At 65.6% G+C, this 17,407-nt stretch carries 14 protein-coding genes; 8 read left to right on the top strand and 6 right to left on the bottom strand.

Translation table 11 applies throughout. The features are described from left to right. The first annotated feature begins 20 nt into the window (after positions 1-20). Positions 21-1,295, top strand: coding sequence for a DUF3142 domain-containing protein (locus ACLRDN_RS19595; protein ID WP_413457655.1), 1,275 nt, complete (start codon positions 21-23; stop codon positions 1,293-1,295). A gap of 8 nt (positions 1,296-1,303) precedes the next feature. Then, complete coding sequence (locus ACLRDN_RS19590) at positions 1,304-3,820, top strand: hypothetical protein (RefSeq protein WP_413460419.1); 2,517 nt, start codon at positions 1,304-1,306, stop codon at positions 3,818-3,820. Between the two features lie 3 nt (positions 3,821-3,823). Here ACLRDN_RS19590 and ACLRDN_RS19585 read toward each other — a convergent pair whose 3' ends face one another. Both ACLRDN_RS19585 and ACLRDN_RS19580 read right to left on the bottom strand, forming a co-directional pair. Continuing rightward, positions 3,824-4,183: a response regulator gene (locus ACLRDN_RS19585; protein ID WP_413457654.1), complete on the bottom strand. Its 360-nt coding sequence runs from the start codon at positions 4,181-4,183 to the stop codon at positions 3,824-3,826. Positions 4,184-4,317: 134 nt separating this feature from the next. Then, positions 4,318-5,178, bottom strand: coding sequence for an SDR family oxidoreductase (locus ACLRDN_RS19580; protein ID WP_413457653.1), 861 nt, complete (start codon positions 5,176-5,178; stop codon positions 4,318-4,320). Between the two features lie 284 nt (positions 5,179-5,462). Between ACLRDN_RS19580 and ACLRDN_RS19575 the strand changes: the two genes are divergently transcribed. The 6 genes from ACLRDN_RS19575 to ACLRDN_RS19550 all read left to right on the top strand — a co-directional run bounded on the left by ACLRDN_RS19575 (position 5,463) and on the right by ACLRDN_RS19550 (position 10,783). Further along, positions 5,463-6,089, top strand: coding sequence for a cysteine dioxygenase (locus tag ACLRDN_RS19575; protein ID WP_413457652.1), 627 nt, complete (start codon positions 5,463-5,465; stop codon positions 6,087-6,089). Further along, positions 6,086-7,696 (top strand): rhodanese homology domain-containing protein, encoded by a 1,611-nt coding sequence (locus ACLRDN_RS19570; RefSeq protein WP_413457651.1) that lies wholly within the window; start codon positions 6,086-6,088, stop codon positions 7,694-7,696. Before ACLRDN_RS19575 ends, ACLRDN_RS19570 begins: the two co-directional genes overlap by 4 nt. Before the next feature lie 115 nt (positions 7,697-7,811). Then, positions 7,812-9,083 (top strand): PP2C family protein-serine/threonine phosphatase, encoded by a 1,272-nt coding sequence (locus ACLRDN_RS19565; protein ID WP_413457650.1) that lies wholly within the window; start codon positions 7,812-7,814, stop codon positions 9,081-9,083. Next, positions 9,080-9,643 (top strand): SiaB family protein kinase, encoded by a 564-nt coding sequence (locus tag ACLRDN_RS19560; RefSeq protein ID WP_413457649.1) that lies wholly within the window; start codon positions 9,080-9,082, stop codon positions 9,641-9,643. The genes ACLRDN_RS19565 and ACLRDN_RS19560 overlap by 4 nt, the downstream gene beginning before the upstream one ends. A 28-nt stretch (positions 9,644-9,671) precedes the next feature. Beyond that, entirely contained in the window at positions 9,672-10,061 is a 390-nt protein-coding gene (locus tag ACLRDN_RS19555) for a DUF1987 domain-containing protein (protein ID WP_088755620.1), read from the top strand. Then, positions 10,061-10,783 carry a GGDEF domain-containing protein gene (locus ACLRDN_RS19550; RefSeq protein ID WP_413457648.1) on the top strand — a complete coding sequence of 241 codons (723 nt, stop codon included), beginning with the start codon at positions 10,061-10,063 and terminating at the stop codon, positions 10,781-10,783. Before ACLRDN_RS19555 ends, ACLRDN_RS19550 begins: the two co-directional genes overlap by 1 nt. A gap of 64 nt (positions 10,784-10,847) precedes the next feature. Here ACLRDN_RS19550 and ACLRDN_RS19545 read toward each other — a convergent pair whose 3' ends face one another. From ACLRDN_RS19545 to ACLRDN_RS19530, 4 genes are all read right to left on the bottom strand, one after another. Next, complete coding sequence (locus ACLRDN_RS19545) at positions 10,848-11,486, bottom strand: response regulator transcription factor (RefSeq protein WP_413457647.1); 639 nt, start codon at positions 11,484-11,486, stop codon at positions 10,848-10,850. A gap of 385 nt (positions 11,487-11,871) precedes the next feature. Continuing rightward, entirely contained in the window at positions 11,872-12,843 is a 972-nt protein-coding gene (locus ACLRDN_RS19540) for a diguanylate cyclase (protein WP_413457646.1), read from the bottom strand. Continuing rightward, positions 12,840-15,704: an ATP-binding protein gene (locus ACLRDN_RS19535; RefSeq protein WP_413457645.1), complete on the bottom strand. Its 2,865-nt coding sequence runs from the start codon at positions 15,702-15,704 to the stop codon at positions 12,840-12,842. The genes ACLRDN_RS19540 and ACLRDN_RS19535 overlap by 4 nt, the downstream gene beginning before the upstream one ends. Further along, positions 15,632-17,356 (bottom strand): CHASE domain-containing protein, encoded by a 1,725-nt coding sequence (locus tag ACLRDN_RS19530; protein ID WP_413457644.1) that lies wholly within the window; start codon positions 17,354-17,356, stop codon positions 15,632-15,634. Before ACLRDN_RS19530 ends, ACLRDN_RS19535 begins: the two co-directional genes overlap by 73 nt. Positions 17,357-17,407: the final 51 nt, after the last annotated feature.

The raw sequence follows: 17,407 nt of genomic DNA, 5'->3' as shown, positions 1-17,407 counted from the left end.
ACTCCCCCTCAGCGTCGACCATGCCCCTCGCTTTCCTGCCCGCGCGCTTTGCCAGGCGCAGTTGCCTGTGTCTGATCTGGATGCTGCTGGCCGTGCTGCTGGCGGCGTGTTCCCGCCATCCCCTCCCTGCCGAGAAGCTCTCCCAGGACGTCTACATCTGGCAGCGCCAGTGGACCCCGTCCCTGCGCACGGCGCTCTCCGCGTCCAATGCCCAGGTCGCGCGCTGGCATGTGCTGGCCGCCGAACTGGGGGCCTCCGGCCGCTGGATCGACATCACGCCCGACGCCGAGGCGCTGGCCAATACCGGCCGCCCGCTGCTGATGACGGTGCGCATCAACGGCCAGCTGGCGCGCTTCGATGCGGCCGCGATCCAGGATCATCTGCTCGACCTGCTGGCCGCCTGGCGCCAGCGCGGCCTGCAACCGGCGGCACTGGAAATCGATTACGACTGCGCCACGGCGCGCCTGCCTGAATACACCGCCTTCCTGCGCAGCCTCAAGGCCCGCATCGCACCGACCGACCTGACGGTGACCGCCTTGCCGACCTGGCTGGCCAGCCCGCAACTGGCGCCGCTGCTGGCCGTAGCGGATGCTTCCACGCTGCAGGTCCACGCGGTGCTCGATCCGCGCCTGGGCCTCTTCGATGGCGAGCGCGCCCGGGACTGGATGCGCCAGTACGCCGCGCAGACGCGCCGCCCCTGGCATGTGGCGCTGCCGGCCTATGGTTCGCGCGTGAGCTGGGACAGCCAGGGCCGCATCGCCGCAGTCGAAAGCGAACGTGCGCTCCTGGCCGGTGGCCTGGGGCGCGAACTGATGGCCGAACCGCAGGTGATGGCACGCTTCGTGGCCGAGGTGGAAGCGGCCCCGCCGCCGGGACTGGCCGGGCTGATCTGGTTCCGCCTGCCGACCGGGGACGACCGCCGCGCCTGGAGTCTCTCGACCTGGCTGGCCGTGCTGGAACGCAAGCCCCTCAAGGGCGGCCTGGCCGTGCAATTGGTCGCCGGGCAGGGCAACGACGCGAGCGCCGATATCCGCATCGACAATGCCGGCAACGCCGACGCGCCCTTGCCGCTACGCGTGCGGGTGAACCTCGCGCCAAGTGATGCAGCGTCTTCAGGGAACGTCTGCAGTGGTGACGGCATCAATGGCTACACGCTGGAAAGCGATGCCCGGGGACGCTACCTGCGCCTGGGCCAGGCCGGCCTGCTGCGCGCCGGCTCCAGCCGCACCATCGGCTGGCTGCGCTGCGCCGACGGCACACCGGCCCCCGAACTCACACTGGAAATGGGATCCTGATGACCAACATGAAGTTGTCTGCCGCTGCCCCCCGCGCCACGGGCCAGCGCAGCCTGCCCCGCCTGGGCCGCATGACCAAAATCGCCTGCGCCGCCAGCAGCCTGCTGGTGCTGGGTGCGGCTACGGTGGTGGCCTGCGGGCCGGACTTCCCGCTGCAACTGCTGGATGACCGCGCCGGTACCCTCAGCAATACGCCCGCCAATGCCTTCGCCTGGGAAGCCGCCCATCTGGTGACCCCGGCCGACAAGCTGCAAGCCGACGAACGCAGCGGCTACGAGCAGCCCGCCGGCCAGCCTGACGATCCGCGCTCGCTGCGCATGATCGAGAAGGGACAGCTGGAGGGGGCGCAGTGGGCTGCGCTGCAGGCCATGCGTGCCGCCCCCGATGGCGAGTCCGCCTATGCGGCCGGTGCGGCCTTGCCGCCGGCCATTCGTCTCTACACGGCAGGGGCGCAGGATTTCCGCGCCAATGCCCTGGCAGCGGCCCGCCAGCGGTTTGAAGCGGTACTGGCACTGCCGCCGCCACAGGCCAGCGAACGCGCAGTGTGGGCGGCCTTCATGCTGGGCCGGCTGCACGCCATCGAGGGGCGCCGTGCCGAGGCGGTGGCCAGTTTCAGCAAAGCACGCGCGCTGGCCGTGGGCGGCGCACCCGATCCGCTGGGACTGGCCGTGGCCAGCTACGGCGAGCAGGCGCGGCTGATGCTGGCGGGGGAGAACGGTCCCTGCAACTGGTCCGATTTCAACGAAGGGCGGGATTGCGGCGAGACCATCCCGCCGGCCGATTTCAAAGAGGCGATCCGCTTGTATGCAGAGCAGGCCGCACGCGGGTCAACCAACGCGCAGGATTCGCTGACGGCACTGGCCTCATGGAGCCTGGGGCACGCCGACATCAGCGCGGCGCTGATCGATGATCCGGTCGCACAGCGGCTGCTGGTGGCCTATGCGCTGGCACGGGTGGGCGACATGGCCGAAGGCAGCGGCAACGGCGACAGCTACTACGACCCGTCCGCGCCCGGCAGCGGATCATCCGGCTATCCCGATGCGGCGCGCAGCGCCAAGGTCAAGCCCAACAGCGTCCTGGTGACATTGATCGATGCCCTCAAGCGGCGCGGCCTGGAAAAGATCGAAGGGGCCGACCGCGTGGCTGCCCTGGCCTATCGCACCGGCCGCTACGACCTCGCTGCCACGCTGGCGAACCGGCAGGAGACCGCCTTGTCCTGGTGGGTGCGCGCCAAGCTGGCCTTGCGCCGTGGAGACACCGCCGCCGCCGTACAAGCCTACGCGCGTGCTGCGCAGGCCTTCCCGCGCAACGATGCCAGCCTGGACCCGTCCAATGGCAGCCTGCTCATGGGCGAACAGGGCGTGCTCACGCTCTCGCGCGGACAGTATGTGGAAGCGCTGGCGCAGTTCCACCAGGCCGCCAGCGAGAGCGCGCGACAGTCACGCGGCGGCTACTACGGCGACTATGCCTACGCCAATGACATGGCCTATGTGGCCGAGCGCGTGCTCTCCACCGATGAACTGAAAACCTATGTCGATGCCCATGCCCCGGCCTCGCCCATGCCGGCCCCGGAAGCCGTGGCCAAGGCGGTGCAGAAGCAGGGCGGGGGGCCGCAGTCGGTGCGCTGGGTGGCCGTGGGCCTGTCGGCCATCACCGTCGAAGACAACCTGCGCCAGTTGCTGGCGCGGCGCCTGGTGCGCGACGGGCGCGTGGAAGAAGCGCTGCCCTACTTCCCGGACGACCGCGATGAGCGCTTCATCCAGAGCACCTACGATGCCGAGGGCCATGAAGTCCCGGCCGGCTGGCGCATGCGCGCCAAGGCGCGCGAGTATGGCCAGGCACTCGATCGTGGCCAGCACGCCTGGCGCGCCAACAGCCGCGCCCAGGGCTGGTACGAGGCCGCCGTGATTGCACGGCGCCAGGGCATGGAGATCATGGGCTATGAACAGGGACCGGACTATGCCGTCTATGGCGGCAGCTATCCGGGCGGTGCCGGACGCGGCATGGGCATGTATGGCAACGAGGACAAGCCATTGCCGGACAACCCGCAAGCCAGGGCCCAGGCCGATCTCCCGGGGCCGCTGGTGACCGACGGCGAGCGCCAGCGCTATGCCGCCACTGAAGCCAAGCCCTACAAGCGTTTCCATTATCGGGATATCGCGGCGGACTACGTCATGAAGTCGGCCGATGCCTTGCCCGCGCGCTCGCAAGCCTTCGCGGCGGTGTTGTGCCAGGGGGTGAATTTCGTGTATTACGATCAGCCGCGCGCAGAACAACTTTATCGGCGCTACGTGAAGGAGGGAGCGGCCGTGCCGTTCTCGGCCGACTTCGGCCAGAACTGCGTGGAGCCGGATTTTGCTGCTGCCGCCCGCTTCCCGTACGTACAGGCCTGGCGCACCACGCGCCGCTGGGTGGCGCAGCATCGCGCCTTCAGTGCGGCGCTGTTGCTGGCGGCCGTGGCGGGTGCAGGATTGGGCGTGGCGCAGTGGCGCCGCCGCCGTGCCGCAAGAAAGACGCTCGCCTGATCTTCAGTTGACCAGTTCGCGCTTCAATTCGGAAATGAGGGCAGGTTGCAGCGAGCCGGAACACAGAAAGGCCGGCCACTGCCCCTTGACCAGATCCATCTCGCGCTCGTCGCGGCACAGCAGGATCACCGGCACGTCGGCCAGCTGCGCCTGCGCCTTGAGGTAATGCGCCAGGCGCAGTCCGCTCATACCTTCCATGGCCAGTTGCGCCAGCACCACGTCGGGCCGGTCCAGGGCGATGTGCTCGATGGCGTCATTGCCGCTGCTGGCGATCTGGATGTCGATGTCGTTGATGGCCAGCCATTCGGTCAGCGCACGGCTGACTTCGGGCTGGGTGGTGGCGATCAGGGCGGTCTTGTGCATGAGCGGGCTCTCGCGAAGTCGTGGGGGCAAGCTCATCATGCCCTGGCGGCAACATGGCGGCCATCGGGGTTTTCCTGAGGCAACGTGCCGGATTTGCATGTATGGACAACTTGGTGCGATGCATGCAGACAAGCTCAGGTATTGACGATCTCCCCGCCGTTGGGATGCAGCACCTGCCCGGTCATGTAGGAGGCGCCTTCGGTGGCGAGAAAGACATAGGCCGGCGCTACTTCATCGGGCTGTCCCGGCCGCCCCAGCGGCACGTTCTTGCCGAAGCTGGCCACTTCTTCCTCACTGAAACTGGCGGGAATCAAGGGTGTCCAGATGGGCCCCGGTGCCACTGCATTGACGTGAATGCCGGCCGGGGCCAGCTGCTGCGACAGCGAACGCGTGAAGGCCACGATGGCGCCCTTGGTGGCGGCATAGTCCACCAGGTGCTTGCTGCCGCGATACGCCGTCACCGAGGTGGTGTTGATGATGCGCGCGCCCCGCGTGAGGAAGGGCATGGCTTCCTTGACCAGGTAGAACATCGAGAAGATGTTGGTGCGGAAGGTATGCTCCAGCTGCTCGGCCGAGATCTGCTCGATACTTTGTGCGGGGTACTGCTGGGCCGCATTGTTGACCAGCACGTCCAGCCGTCCATACGCATCCATCACGGACCGCACGGCGCTGCGGCAGAACTCGGGGGAACCGACGTCGCCGGGGATCAGCAGGCAGGGTGCATCCATGGCCTGGATGTCTTTCTGGGTCAGTCGCGCATCCTCTTCCTCATCCAGATAGACGATGGCCAGCCGGGCCCCTTCGCGCGCATACGCCAGCGCCACGGCGCGGCCAATGCCGCTGTCGCCACCCGTGATGAGGGCGACCTTGCCTGCCAGCCGCTGTCCGGGTTGGCCGGCCGGTGCGCTGTGCGGGCGCGGCTGCATTTCTTGTTCGCTGCCTGGTTGATGGGCTTGGTGCTGGGGCGGAAGGCCTTCGGGTTTGTGATCGCTCATGCTGTCCTCCATGGTGGGATCTCCCATGGTAGGAATTCCAACCGGGCCGGTCTGTAGTCCCGCACCGTGATGTGGGTGCGGCCGCTCACTGACGGTGATGACGGAGAGGCTGAAGATGAGGTCAACGCATATTCTTGTGCGCAGTTCTTCGTTGACGGTATCGCATTGCGCTCACACACTGTCAGGCCCATGGCAAGCTATGCAAATGATTTATAGTTGGGGCTGAACCGGCGCAGACCGGTTGCTGCGGACCGCAGCCATCCGTTGTCTACAGAAAGGGAGACATGTCCACACCCCATCCAGCTGGCAAGCAGCTCTGGCGCTTGCGCGAATTCGTGACCGGGTTTTCCGGGCTGCTCGATGTGCAGGCCGATCAGGCCGCGATCCTGCACGGCGGCGGCGCCTTGCTGCGCCAACTGGTCGCCCACGATGACTGGCTGCCCGATGCCTATGCCCGGCCGCATCCCGAGCGCTACCAGCAGTTCCTGCTGCATGCCGACTCGGCACAACGCTTCTCGGTGGTGAGCTTTGTATGGGGGCCGGGCCAGCGCACACCCATACATGACCATACGGTCTGGGGGTTGATCGGCGTGCTGCGCGGGGCCGAATACGCGCAATCCTTTGCCTGGCAGGCGCAGCAACTGCTGCCCGTGGGCGAACGCACGCTGTTGCAGGCGGGGCAGGTGGAGGCGGTCTCGCCTGACTTGCCCTCGCTGCACGATGTGCACCAGGTCAGCAATGCCCATGCCGACCAGGTCTCCGTCAGCATCCACGTCTATGGCGCCAACATCGGCGCGGTGCGGCGTTCGGTCTACCATCCCGATGGACGGCGGGTGCCGTTCACCTCGGGTTATTCCAATTCCACCTTGCCCAACATCTGGGACCTGTCCATCGAAACTGCTACCTCATGAGTCAAGAACACGCTACTGCCGCCCTGCCCGTTGTCAGTTATGCCGAAGTGCGCGCCGCCTTGCTGGCGCGCGAGGAAATCGCCCTGCTCGACGTGCGCGAGGAAGCGCCGCATGCGCAATCCCATCCGCTGTTTGCGGCCAATTTTCCGTTTTCGCATCTGGAGTTGAATGCCTTTGCGCGCCTGCCGCGCCGCGATGTGCGCATCGTCACGCTCGACGATGGCGAAGGCCTGGCCGTGCGCGCCGCGCTGCGCCTGCGTGCGCTCGGCTACAGCCGGGTCGGCGTGCTGGCCAGTGGCGTGCGGGGGTGGCGCGAAGCGGGGGGCGAGCTGTTCCAGGATGTGAACGTGCCCAGCAAGGCCTTTGGCGAACTGGTCGAATCGAAGCGGCATACGCCGTCGCTGGCCGCCGAAGAGGTCAAGGCCCTGCTCGACAGCGGTCAAGACGTGGTAGTGGTCGATGCGCGCCGCTTCGACGAATACCAGAACATGAACATCCCCGGTTCCATCAGCGTGCCGGGCGCGGAGCTGGTGCTGCGCCTGCCCGCCATCGCGCCCGATCCCAAGACGCGGGTGATCGTCAACTGTGCGGGCCGCACGCGCAGCATCATCGGTACGCAGTCGCTGGTCAATGCAGGCCTGCCCAATCCGGTCCATGCATTGCGCAATGGCACCATCGGCTGGACCCTGGCGGGGCAGGCGCTGGAACACGGACAGGCGCGTCGCTTCCCGGAAACGGTCGAGGCCAGCCAGCGCGAGCAGGCGCGTCGGCAGGCGCGCAGCGTGGCCGATCGTGCCGGCGTCAAGCGCATCCCGCTTTCACGGCTGGCCGAACTGGCGCAGCCGGACCGCACCGTTTATCGATTCGATGTACGCACGCCCGAGCAATACCGATCCGGACATCTGCCGGGCTTCCTCTCCGCGCCCGGCGGACAGCTGGTGCAGGAGACCGAGATGAATGCCCCCGTGCGCGGCGCCCGCATCGTGCTGGTCGATGACGATGGCGTGCGTGCTGACATGACCGCCTCCTGGCTGGCACAGATGGCGTGGGAAGTGTTCGTGGTCGACGGCGTGACGGCGGCCGATTTCACGGTCAGCGGCGACGCCCCGCGCGAGCTGCCGGTGGCGGCGCTGCGGCCCGAGCAGCGCATCAGCGCGCAGCAGTTGCAGCGCTGGCTGCAGGCCGATGACGGTACGGTGGTGCTGGATGTGGCCCTGAGCGCGCGCTATGTGGCCGGACATGTTCCGGGGGCCTGGTTCGTGTTGCGCTCGGAGATTGCGGCAGCAGCGCGCCGCTTCCCCTCGGCCACGCGCTTCGTGATCACCTGCGGCAGCGCCTTGCTGGCGCAGTTCGCCGTGCCGGATTTGCAGGCGCTGGTGAGCCAGCCGGTGTTTTTGCTGGAAGGCGGCAACGCGGCCTGGTCACAGGCCGGCCTGCCGCTGGAAAAAGGCGAGACCCATCTGCTGTCGCCGCGCATCGACCGCTATCGCCGTCCCTATGAAGGGACTGACAATGCGGCCAGCGCCATGCAGGCTTATCTCGATTGGGAATTCGGCTTGGTGGAACAATTGGGGAGGGATGGGACGCATGGGTTCTTCGTGATCTGACAAGACGCATCGTGTCGCGTAGTTGGTTGATTGTCGCTCAACAGCGTCACATTGTTGTCACAGGAATGAAATATGATCGCCGGTCTATCCAAAAATCACGACGCGGGCGAGCACGGTGGAAAGTCATTTCAGTCTGACTCCGGCGACAGGGAGCAAGTTGTTCCAACCGACAGCGGGAGCGCTGGCGGTCCAGGTGCCGGTGGTGCAGTTCGATGAGAACAACGCTACCGTCCTGGAGATCTTCGGCCAGCACAAGGAGCTGGTGAGCCTGCCCGTAGTGGAGCGGCAGCGGCCCATCGGGCTCATCAGCCGCCACATCTTCATGTCCCAGATGTCCAAGCCGTATCACCGCGAGCTCTACGAGCGCAAGAGCTGCATCGCGTTCATGGACAAGGACCCCCTCATCGTCGAAGCCGATACCCCCATCGAAACCCTGGGCGCACTGGCCGTGGCCTCGGGCGACAAGACCCTGGCCGATGGTTTCATCATCGTCGACCAGGGCCAGCTGGCCGGGCTCGGTGCGGGCCTGGCGCTCATGCGCGAACTGGTGGCGATGCAGGAAGAGAAGAATCGCCAGGTCATGCAAAGCATCGACTACGCCAGCGTGATCCAGCGCGCCATGCTGAGCGCCTCGCGAGCGGCCATGACCGAGGCGCTGGCCGATGCCTGCCTGGTGTGGGAACCGCGCGACGTGGTCGGCGGCGACTTCTATCATTTCGAACCGCATCCCGGTGGCTGGTTTGCTGCGGTGGCGGACTGCACCGGCCATGGCGTGCCGGGCGCCTTCCTGACCCTGATCGCTTCGTCGTCGCTGAAGCAGGCGCTGGAACTGCACGGCCCGCATGATCCGGCGCGTCTCATGCGTGAGGTCAACCGCAGCATGAAGCGCGTGCTGGGACAGCACGGCCAGTCCGGCAAGCCCTCCGAATCGGACGACGGCATGGATGCCTGCTTCTTCTGGTTCGACAGCGCCACCCGCACCCTCACCAGCAGCAGCGCCAAGATGCCGTTGTTCCTGCTGGTAGCCGATGGCACCGAGGTGCTGACCATCGAAGGCAAGCGCGTCGGTCTGGGCTACGTCGATACGCCCGACGACATGCAGTGGGACAACCACAGCCAGCACCTGGCACCGGGGTCCATGATCTTCGTCTGCACCGATGGCGTGATCGACCAGATCGGCGGCCCCAAGCACATCGCCTTCGGCAAGCAGCGCCTGTGCCGCACCCTGCTGGAACACGGCAGCCTGGCCATGCCGGCGCTGGGCCGCGTGGTCATGGACATCCACGCGCATTACCAGGGCACGCAGCGGCGGCGTGACGATATCTGTTTCTTCGGCGTCCGCCTGGACGCCGCTCATCAAGATTCTCAACACGGAACACACGCATGAACGGTATCCAGCAGGAGTGGGCGGAGTTCCACAGCTATGTCGCACGGCGCGACATCGTCTTCTACTACGTCGGCTATTTTTCCCAGACCATCATCGCCGCCATGGCCGAGGCCGTGAAACTGCGCGCCGAGCACACCGGCGCGCTGGCGCAGACCCGGCGCAAATTGTTCTCTTCCTTCATCGAGATGGCGCAGAACATCGTGCACTACTCGGCAGACCTGCATGAGAAGGAAGGAAAAGTCACAGAGCCGCCAATGCGCCACGGGGCGGTCTACATCACCCAGACCGATAGCCACTACTTCCTGCATTGCGCCAATCCGGTCGATGCTGACATGGCCGACAAGCTGCGCGAGAAACTGGAACACCTGCGCTCGCTGACCAATGAAGAAATCAAGGCCGCCTACAAGGAAATGCTGCGCGCCGAAACGCCGGCCGACAGCAAGGGTGCGGGCCTCGGTTTCCTGACGGTGGCGCGCGATGCCAGTGCGCCGCTGGACTTCGAATTCTCCCAGCCCGCCGACGACGGCGCGCAGACCTTCTATCTCCGGGCCACCATCTGAGGGCCCGCTGCCTCTGACACACGACACCATGGACAATCTATTCATCGCCGCCAGCGCCAGCTCTCCCGAAGTGGACTTCCGCTTCGACCAGCGCACGCTTTCGCTGAAGGGCGAATCCTATCCCGAGAATGCCGCCCAGTTCTGGGGCGAGATCATCACCACCTTGCGCCGCTTCCTGGCCGACGATGAGCAGGGCAGCACCATCACCGTCAACGTGGCCCTGGCCTACTTCAACAGCTCCAGCACCAAGATGCTGTTCTCGCTCTTCGATGCCTTGAACGAAAAGGCCGAGAGCGGTACCGAAGTGGTCCTGAACTGGTACCACGATGAGGAAGACGACACCATCTTCGAATTCGGCCAGGAGCTGCAGGAAGATTTCTCCGCACTGGTCTTCCACGATCACGCGGTCCAGAGCTGATGGACGGCGGCGACCTTTTCGCGGCCGAAGCCGAAGCCCTGCACCGCGCCAATGCGGTGCTGGCCGATCCTGCCAGCGACCCGGCCAGCCATCGCGCGGCGCTCGAAGAACTGGTGCAGCACTATGGCCAGCTGATGCGCCAGAGCCGCCGCCTGATCTCGCGCAGCGACCGCACCGAGCGCGAGCTGAACCTGCTCAATGCGCGCCTGAAGCAACTGAGTGATGAGCTGGACTACAAGGCGCGCCATGACAATCTCACCGGTGCCCTCAATCGCGGCGCGGTGTTCGAGCAGGCGCACCAGATCCTGCAGCACTCTTCGATGTCGCTGGTCGTGCTGGACATCGATTTCTTCAAGCGCATCAACGATGAGTTCGGCCACCCGGCCGGCGACGCCGTGATCCGCGAACTGGTCGCACGCCTGCGCACCACTCTTGCCGGCCAGGGCGTCATCGGCCGCGTGGGGGGCGAGGAATTCACCATCCTGCTGGCCGGCGTGGCACTGGATCAGGCCGTGGTCCTGGCCGGCAAGATTCGCCAGGCCATTGCCGGCGAACGCTTCCAGTGCCTGCCGGCGCGGCCGGTCACCTCCAGCTTCGGCGTGGCTTGGGCCGCAGCGGGCACGGATTTCGAAGAAGCCTACGCGCGTGCCGACCAGGCCTTGTACCAGGCCAAACGCAGCGGACGCAATCGGGTGGAATCGGAGGAGTCGGTCACCGGCTGAGCGCCGGCGGACTTGATGGAGCAGGGGGAGCGGGCGGCACTGGCCGCCCGTTGTTTTTCTTCACTCAGTAGCGCGTCATCGCCGCCACCAGCGCGGCCAGCGAACCCGCGTTCATCTTGCGCATGACCTGCTGGCGATGGGCCTTCACGGTCCGTTCCGAGGTCCCCAGTTCGGCGGCGATCTGCTTGTTGAGCCGCCCCTTCACCAGACGTTCCAGCACTTCACGTTCACGCCGCGTCAGGGTCTTGAGCCGCTGGTAGTGTTCCTGCCGCTGCTGCATCTGCGGGCCGGATTCATCGAAGGGCATGAGCGCGCCACGGAAGGCCTCCACCAGCTGCTGGCGCAGCATCGGCGGGGTACCGTGCTCGGCAGTGGGTGACTGCGGCAGGCGTGGGGCTCCTTCCGGGCGCACGCCGTAGCGGATGTCTTCCGGGACAGTGGCCGGCGGCGCTCCCGTGATGACGATCAGGGGGCGGCCCAGTTCGCGTTCATCCAGCAGGGAGCGCAGACGCGGCGCATCCAGATTCTGCATGTGAACTTCCAGCACCATGCCGCCCGGGGCGTTGCCGGTGGTCTGTTGCAGGAACTGGTCGGCCGAAGGGTGGTGGGCGACGTGGAATCCGGCGGCCTCCAGCAGGCGGACCAGCGGTCCGCCGTGGGAATCTTCACCACCGACGATATGAGCGAGATGTGCAGTTGTCATGTTTTCTTCCTTGACCGATACGGACGCATCGAACGGGTCGATGGGCTAGCCCGCTCCCTCGTCGGGGCGGGCTGCGCTCCGGAGTCGAGGACATGCGGGAAGAGAACGCAGTTTTACCGGGATGTCGAAAATAGTCGACGAAGGCTGAAAATCAGGACAGATAGTTCAATTTAATTCGAAAAATACCTCGTATTTATTCGAGATCGCGTTGTGGCGGAGCGACTGGCGGGGGCCGGGCACGCCCCACTGAGCGCCTCACCCCCGGCCGCAACGGGCCCAAATCGCGCTTGGGGCCAAGTGCTGGGGCTGGTCCGGGGCCGGCATGGCGGCCCCGGCCGGGAGGGTATTGTCAGGTGGTGCAGTGGCGCTGGGGCGCACTGGCTGGTCAGAGCACCGGGGCCTGGGTGGCGGCGTCGACCTGCGCCCCGCCGAACACCTGGGCCCGTCCATGCGCCTTGGCCTGGTAGAGGTTCTGGTCGGCCAGGGCGATCAGCGAGGCCGGGGTGCTGCTGTGGCCGGGGCATTGTACCGAGGCCACGCCGATGCTCAGCGTGACGTGTTTGCTGGCTTCCGAGCGGGCATGCGGCAGATGCAAGCGGGCCACGGATTCGCACACGGCGTTGGCCAGCGTGAGGGCCTGTTCGGGACCGGCCATGGGCAGGATACAGGCAAACTCCTCACCGCCATAGCGCGCCACGCAATCGTAGCTGCGGTGGAAATTGCTGCGGATGGCGTGTGCCACTTCGGCCAGGCAGTGGTCGCCGGCCTGGTGGCCGTAATGGTCGTTGTACTTCTTGAAGTAGTCGATATCGATCATCAGCAGCGACATGGCTTGGCCGGAGCGCTTGCACAGCTCCCACTTCTCGGCCAGTTCGCTGTCGAATTTGCGGCGGTTGAACAGGCCCGTGAGCGAATCGGTGACGGCGATGTTGCGATAGAAATCGGATTGCAGCTTCAGCGTCAGGTGGGTCAGTACACGTGCCTTGAGTACCGTGCCGTTGATGGGCTTGCTGATGAAATCCACCCCGCCCGCATCGAAGCCCTTGACCTCGTCTTCTTCGCTTTTCAGCGCCGTCAGGAAGATCACCGGAATGCCCAGCGTAGCGGTGTTCTGCTTGAGCCGTTCGCAGGTCTCGTAGCCGCTCAGGCCGGGCATGTTCACATCCATCAGGATCAGGTCCGGCGCCACCTTTTCGCACAGCTCGATGGCCTGCATGCCGCTGGTGGCCATGAAGATCTCGTAGTCGCCCTTGAGCAGGGCATTGGCCAGACGGATGTTGATGGGCTGGTCATCGCACAGCAGGACCCGCGGACGGCTGCCGCGCAGGGAGGAAAGTTCTTCCAGGATGCGTTTCAACGAGGTTCTCCGAAATGGTCATCGAGATGGGCCAACGCCGCCGGGAAGTCGAGTTTCTCGATCAGTTCCCACAACTGCTGGTAGCGCGTCTGGCGCATCAGCCCATGGCGCTTGCCGATAGCTTCGGCCAGGTCCAGCGCTTCGAGGTTGCTCGACAATAGCAAAGCCCGCAGCGCCTGCCTATCAGGGAAATCGGAAGCCTCTGCTGTCGCCGTTGCCGGCTCCGCGCCGGCCTGCGGCGCAGCCGGCCCCGGTGAGCCGGAAACCCCCTGCAGCGCCTGCATCGCCAGTTGCTGCAAGACCACACCCGCATCGCGCCGCACCGCGATCAGTTCTTCGCGCCAGGCTGGGAAAAGACGATCGGACGGCACACCTTCGCCAGCGCGGCACACGCGCTCGATCCCGGCGAAATACGCAGCCAGGCCGCTGGCCCCGATGGTGGCGCACAAGCCCTTGAGCGCATGGGCGGCCTGCTCGATGCCGCCCGGCGAAGCCTGCGCCAGCACTGTGTCGTAGTCCGCGAAGAGGCGTTCCAGTTCCGGCCCGGCAGCATCCAGCGTGGTGCGATAGACGTCGCTGGCCTGACGGTAGCGGCGCATCAGATCGGCATGGAGGTCGACCTGCTGGCGGTCGGCGGGCTGCACGTCGACGCGCGCGGCCTCAGCGGGCAGCGGCTCTTGCGCAGCGATGCTGCGGTCATGCTGGAGATGCGACAGCAATGTCGGCACCAGCGTACTCACGTCGATGGGCTTGGCGATGTGTCCCGCCATGCCGGCATCGATGCAGCGGCGGCGGTCTTCCGGCGAGGCATTGGCGGTCATGGCCAGGATCGGGATGTGGCGCAGATCCTGCTGGCGACGGATGCGCCGGGTGGCTTCGATACCGTCGATGCCGGGCATCTGCAGATCCATCAGGATCAGGTCGTAGTGGCGCTCGGGATCACTGGCCATGGCCACGCCCGTGCTGCCATTCTCGGCGCAGCTGATGTGCGCGCCATACAGGGACAGCAGGCCGGTGGCGACCTGGCGATTGACGGCATTGTCTTCCACCAGCAGGATATGCACGCCTTCCAGTTCGCGCGCAGCCTCGCCGGCGGTCGCATGCTCGGCCTGCGTGTGCTCGTGCGCTGCAGGCGCCTGCGACAGCGGCGTGGCGTCCTCGATCTCCATGGGCAGGTCGAACCAGAAGCGGCTGCCGTATCCCGGTTCGCTGCTCACCTGCAGTTGGCCGCCCATGAGCTGCACCAGATGGCGGCTGATGGCCAGCCCCAGCCCGGTGCCCCCATAGCGGCGGGTGGTGGAGGCTTCGGCCTGGGTGAAGGCATCGAAGATGTCCTTCAGGCGTTCCGGGGCAATGCCGATGCCGGTGTCGCTGACCTCCACCCGCAGCATTACCTGCCGGGTGTTGTCCGCCGCCAGCCGCCGCAGTGCTACGTCGATGCGGCCCAGATGCGTGAACTTGAGGGCATTGCTGATCAGGTTCACCAGCACTTGCTGCAGTCGATAGACATCGCCCACCACGCGCTGCGGCAGGTCGCCATCCAGTTCGATGTGCAGGCTCACGCCCTCCTGCGGCGGGTTGCCGGCCAGGATTGCGGTCAGGTCGTGGCGGAAATGCTCCAGCGAAAACGCCTGCAAATCCAATTGCACCTGCTGGGCATCCATCTTCGAGAAATCCAGCAGGTCATTGAGCAGGTTGAGCAGCGACTTGGCCGAGATCTCGGCCTTGTTCAGGTAGTCGCGCTGGGCCGGCTGCGGTTGCGTTCTCTGCAGCAGCTGGATCATGCCCAGTACGCCATTCATGGGGGTGCGGATCTCGTGGCTGACGCTGGCCAGGAACAGACTCTTGGCGGAGTTGGCCTGTTCGGCTTTCAGACGGGCCTCGACCAGGTTGTTTTCGAATTCGATGCGCTGGGTGATGTCCAGATTGATGCCGATCACGCGCACCGGCGCGCCCATGCCGTTGCGGTCCACGTGGGCGCGTGCCTGCACGAAGCGGATGCTGCCGTCGGCGCGCACTACGCGAAACACCGGTTCGAATTCTCCGGTACCGGCCAGCGCCGCCTGCAGGGCCGATTCCACATAGCCGACATCGTCGGGATGCACGCGCCTGCGCCAGCCTTCATAGGTGGTCACCTGCGCGCTGCGGCCATCGCTGATGCCGTAGATCTCGGCGATCTGGCGGTTGAATTCAAAGGTGTCGCCGGCGCGGTCCCAGACCCACACGCCCAGCTTGGCTACTTCGGCGGCCAGCATCAGCTGGTCGCGGGCGGCTGCCAGTTCGGCTTCCTGCTGGCGTTGCAGGCTCATGTCCATGGCAATGTAGAGGTCGCCGATGTGGCGCTGGCGGTGATCCAGCATGGAGGTTTGCTGACGCGTGACCGGCAGCGTCACGCCATCCTTGCGGCGATAGCGCAGGTCACTGACTGCCTTCTCGTCCAGTGTCGCCTGGGCACGGATGGCGGGATTGTTGAGGCGGCCCGAGAAGGCTTCTTCCTTCATCTGCCCGATCACGTCCTCGGCGCGATAGCCCAGCATGCGTTCGGCCCCGCGATTGAAGAGCGTGATCACGCCATCCGGTGCTGTGGCGATGATGGCTACGCCGGTGGCCGAACTGAGCACGTTGTTGAGCAGGGCGTTGGACTGCTGTACCTGGTCCAGCAGCGACTGGTTCTGCGCCAGCGCATCGCTGAGCTGGTTGCGGTTATGGGTGATTTCGGTGACGTCATGGGCCACCACATAGAAGCCGATCACCTCGCCTTCTTCCGTGATGTCGGGGATATAGGTCGTCAGGACGTGCTTGTATCCGTTGACGGCATCGGTGAACGTACGCTCGAAGGTCTGCTTCTGGCCGGCCAGCACGGCATCGATATGTGGCAGGCCGCCTCGAACAGCTCGTAGCCCACCAGGTCGGGCATGTATATGCCTGTGATCTCGCCGGGGCCGCGTCCGAAAATACGTTCGTAGGAGGCATTGGCGAAGCGGTTGATGAGATGCTTGTCCCAGTAGCCGACCAGCGAGGGCATCACGTTGAGCACGGTCTGCAGCATGGTCTTGGCCTGGTGCAGCGCATGGGTGCGCTGTTGCACGGTCAGTTCCAGTTCCTCGTTGATGCGGTGCAGTTCACGTTCGATGCGTTTTTCGCGGGTGACGTCGCGCAGCATGAAGGCTTTGCCGATCTGCTTTCCGCTGCTGTTGCGCAAGGGGAACAGCAGCGCCGAGGCATAGCCCACGGCCTGGCCATGCAGGCTGATCACGTGGGGCGATTCGTGCCGGTCAGCGGCGGCGACCAAGTCGTATTGCGGTTGCAGCGCGCTGCGGCGCTGGTCCAATTCGTGCAGCGCCGCGTGCGTGGCCAGGGGCGTGCCCAGCGCCATGGATTCGGGTACGCGCAGGGTCTCGGTGGCGCCCTTGTTCCAGGAAGTGATGATGCCCCGGGCGTCGGTGGTCACGATGGCGTCCGGTGAGCCTTCCACCACCGCGGCCAACAGTGCCCGCGCTTCCTGCAGCTTGCCTTCGCGGGTGGAAAAACTATGGTAAGCCAGGGCGATGGCCACGATCAGCATGACCAGCGTGGCGCACGACAGCAGCATGGAGCGGTCGCTGATGAACTGGTGGGCCTGCGTGTACTCGGGCGCTGCGCGCACGACCAGTTTCCAGGCCCGCCCGTAGAGGGGCAAGGCGGTATCGAGACTGACGGCGCCAGCGAGCTGCTCAAAACCGTCGCTGCGGAAGAGCTCCACGGTGGGTTCATCCGTGGCCACGTCTTCCACCAGGATCTCCAGCGCATGCATGCTCCAGCGCCGGTTCAGTTCGGAGAGAATGTCGTGCACCGACAAGGGCGCATAGGCCCAGCCGATGATCTTGTCCTGGCGCTGTTCCATGGTCGGCGGGGTGAACGAACCGGCATAGATGGGCAGCAGGAACAGGTAGCCGTTGGCGGTATTGCCTTGCCGCTGCACCAGCCTGATCGGCGTGGTCAGTTCGGCGCGGCCGGTGAGCATGGCGTGGTCGGCGGCCGAGCGGCGTTGCGGCGAGGAGGCGATGTCCAGTCCCAGCGCCTGGCGGTTGGGCCCGATGGGCTCGATGTATTCGATGACGTAGCGCTCGCCGGGATTGGCGGTCATCTCGGTGATGCTGGAAAACAGGAAGTGATCCTCCTGCACCTTCTTGTCATAGGCTGCGCGATCGGCCTGCGTGACGTAGCGGATGAAACCGAAGCCCCCGGCCCAGGGGAACTCCTGGGTCAGGTCGCGGCTGTCCATGTAGCGCAGCAGCTTCTCCCGGCTCAGGTCATTGGCACCGATGGCCAGGATGGCGCCGCGGGTGCCGCGCAGTCCGTGTTCATAGCGGCGCAGCAGCGATTCGATATCGTCGCGGATCCAGCGGCTGTCCAGCGTCAGGCTGTCGCGCACCTCCTTCTGGTTCAGTTGGGACAGGCCGGCGATGCCCGCCAGCAGCAGGCTCAATGCGATCAGCAGGAAGAGCCCGGTATTTCGGGTGATTCTGTTCATGGTTGTCGAATTATTGTTGTGAGTCCCTGGCAGCGTCGTATCCCCCGAATG

The sequence above is a fragment of the Herbaspirillum huttiense genome, from assembly GCF_047300815.1.
In the GTDB taxonomy this organism is placed as follows: Bacteria; Pseudomonadota; Gammaproteobacteria; order Burkholderiales; family Burkholderiaceae_D; genus Herbaspirillum; species Herbaspirillum huttiense_A.
The sequence above is the reverse complement of the archived record's forward strand: the minus strand, read 5'-3'. Positions and strand labels throughout refer to the sequence as shown.

What these genes read in the sequence shown, in the direction of transcription:
- ACLRDN_RS19595 (WP_413457655.1), top strand. Translation starts at nt 21, where the DNA reads ATGCCCCTCGCTTTCCTGCCCGCGCGCTTTGCCAGGCGCAGTTGCCTG.
- ACLRDN_RS19580 (WP_413457653.1), bottom strand. Translation starts at nt 5,178, where the DNA reads ATGAGCGATCACAAACCCGAAGGCCTTCCGCCCCAGCACCAAGCCCAT.
- ACLRDN_RS19560 (WP_413457649.1), top strand. Translation starts at nt 9,080, where the DNA reads ATGAACGGTATCCAGCAGGAGTGGGCGGAGTTCCACAGCTATGTCGCA.
- ACLRDN_RS19575 (WP_413457652.1), top strand. Translation starts at nt 5,463, where the DNA reads ATGTCCACACCCCATCCAGCTGGCAAGCAGCTCTGGCGCTTGCGCGAA.
- ACLRDN_RS19570 (WP_413457651.1), top strand. Translation starts at nt 6,086, where the DNA reads ATGAGTCAAGAACACGCTACTGCCGCCCTGCCCGTTGTCAGTTATGCC.
- ACLRDN_RS19590 (WP_413460419.1), top strand. Translation starts at nt 1,304, where the DNA reads ATGAAGTTGTCTGCCGCTGCCCCCCGCGCCACGGGCCAGCGCAGCCTG.
- ACLRDN_RS19530 (WP_413457644.1), bottom strand. Translation starts at nt 17,356, where the DNA reads ATGAACAGAATCACCCGAAATACCGGGCTCTTCCTGCTGATCGCATTG.
- ACLRDN_RS19550 (WP_413457648.1), top strand. Translation starts at nt 10,061, where the DNA reads ATGGACGGCGGCGACCTTTTCGCGGCCGAAGCCGAAGCCCTGCACCGC.
- ACLRDN_RS19545 (WP_413457647.1), bottom strand. Translation starts at nt 11,486, where the DNA reads ATGACAACTGCACATCTCGCTCATATCGTCGGTGGTGAAGATTCCCAC.
- ACLRDN_RS19585 (WP_413457654.1), bottom strand. Translation starts at nt 4,183, where the DNA reads ATGCACAAGACCGCCCTGATCGCCACCACCCAGCCCGAAGTCAGCCGT.
- ACLRDN_RS19555 (WP_088755620.1), top strand. Translation starts at nt 9,672, where the DNA reads ATGGACAATCTATTCATCGCCGCCAGCGCCAGCTCTCCCGAAGTGGAC.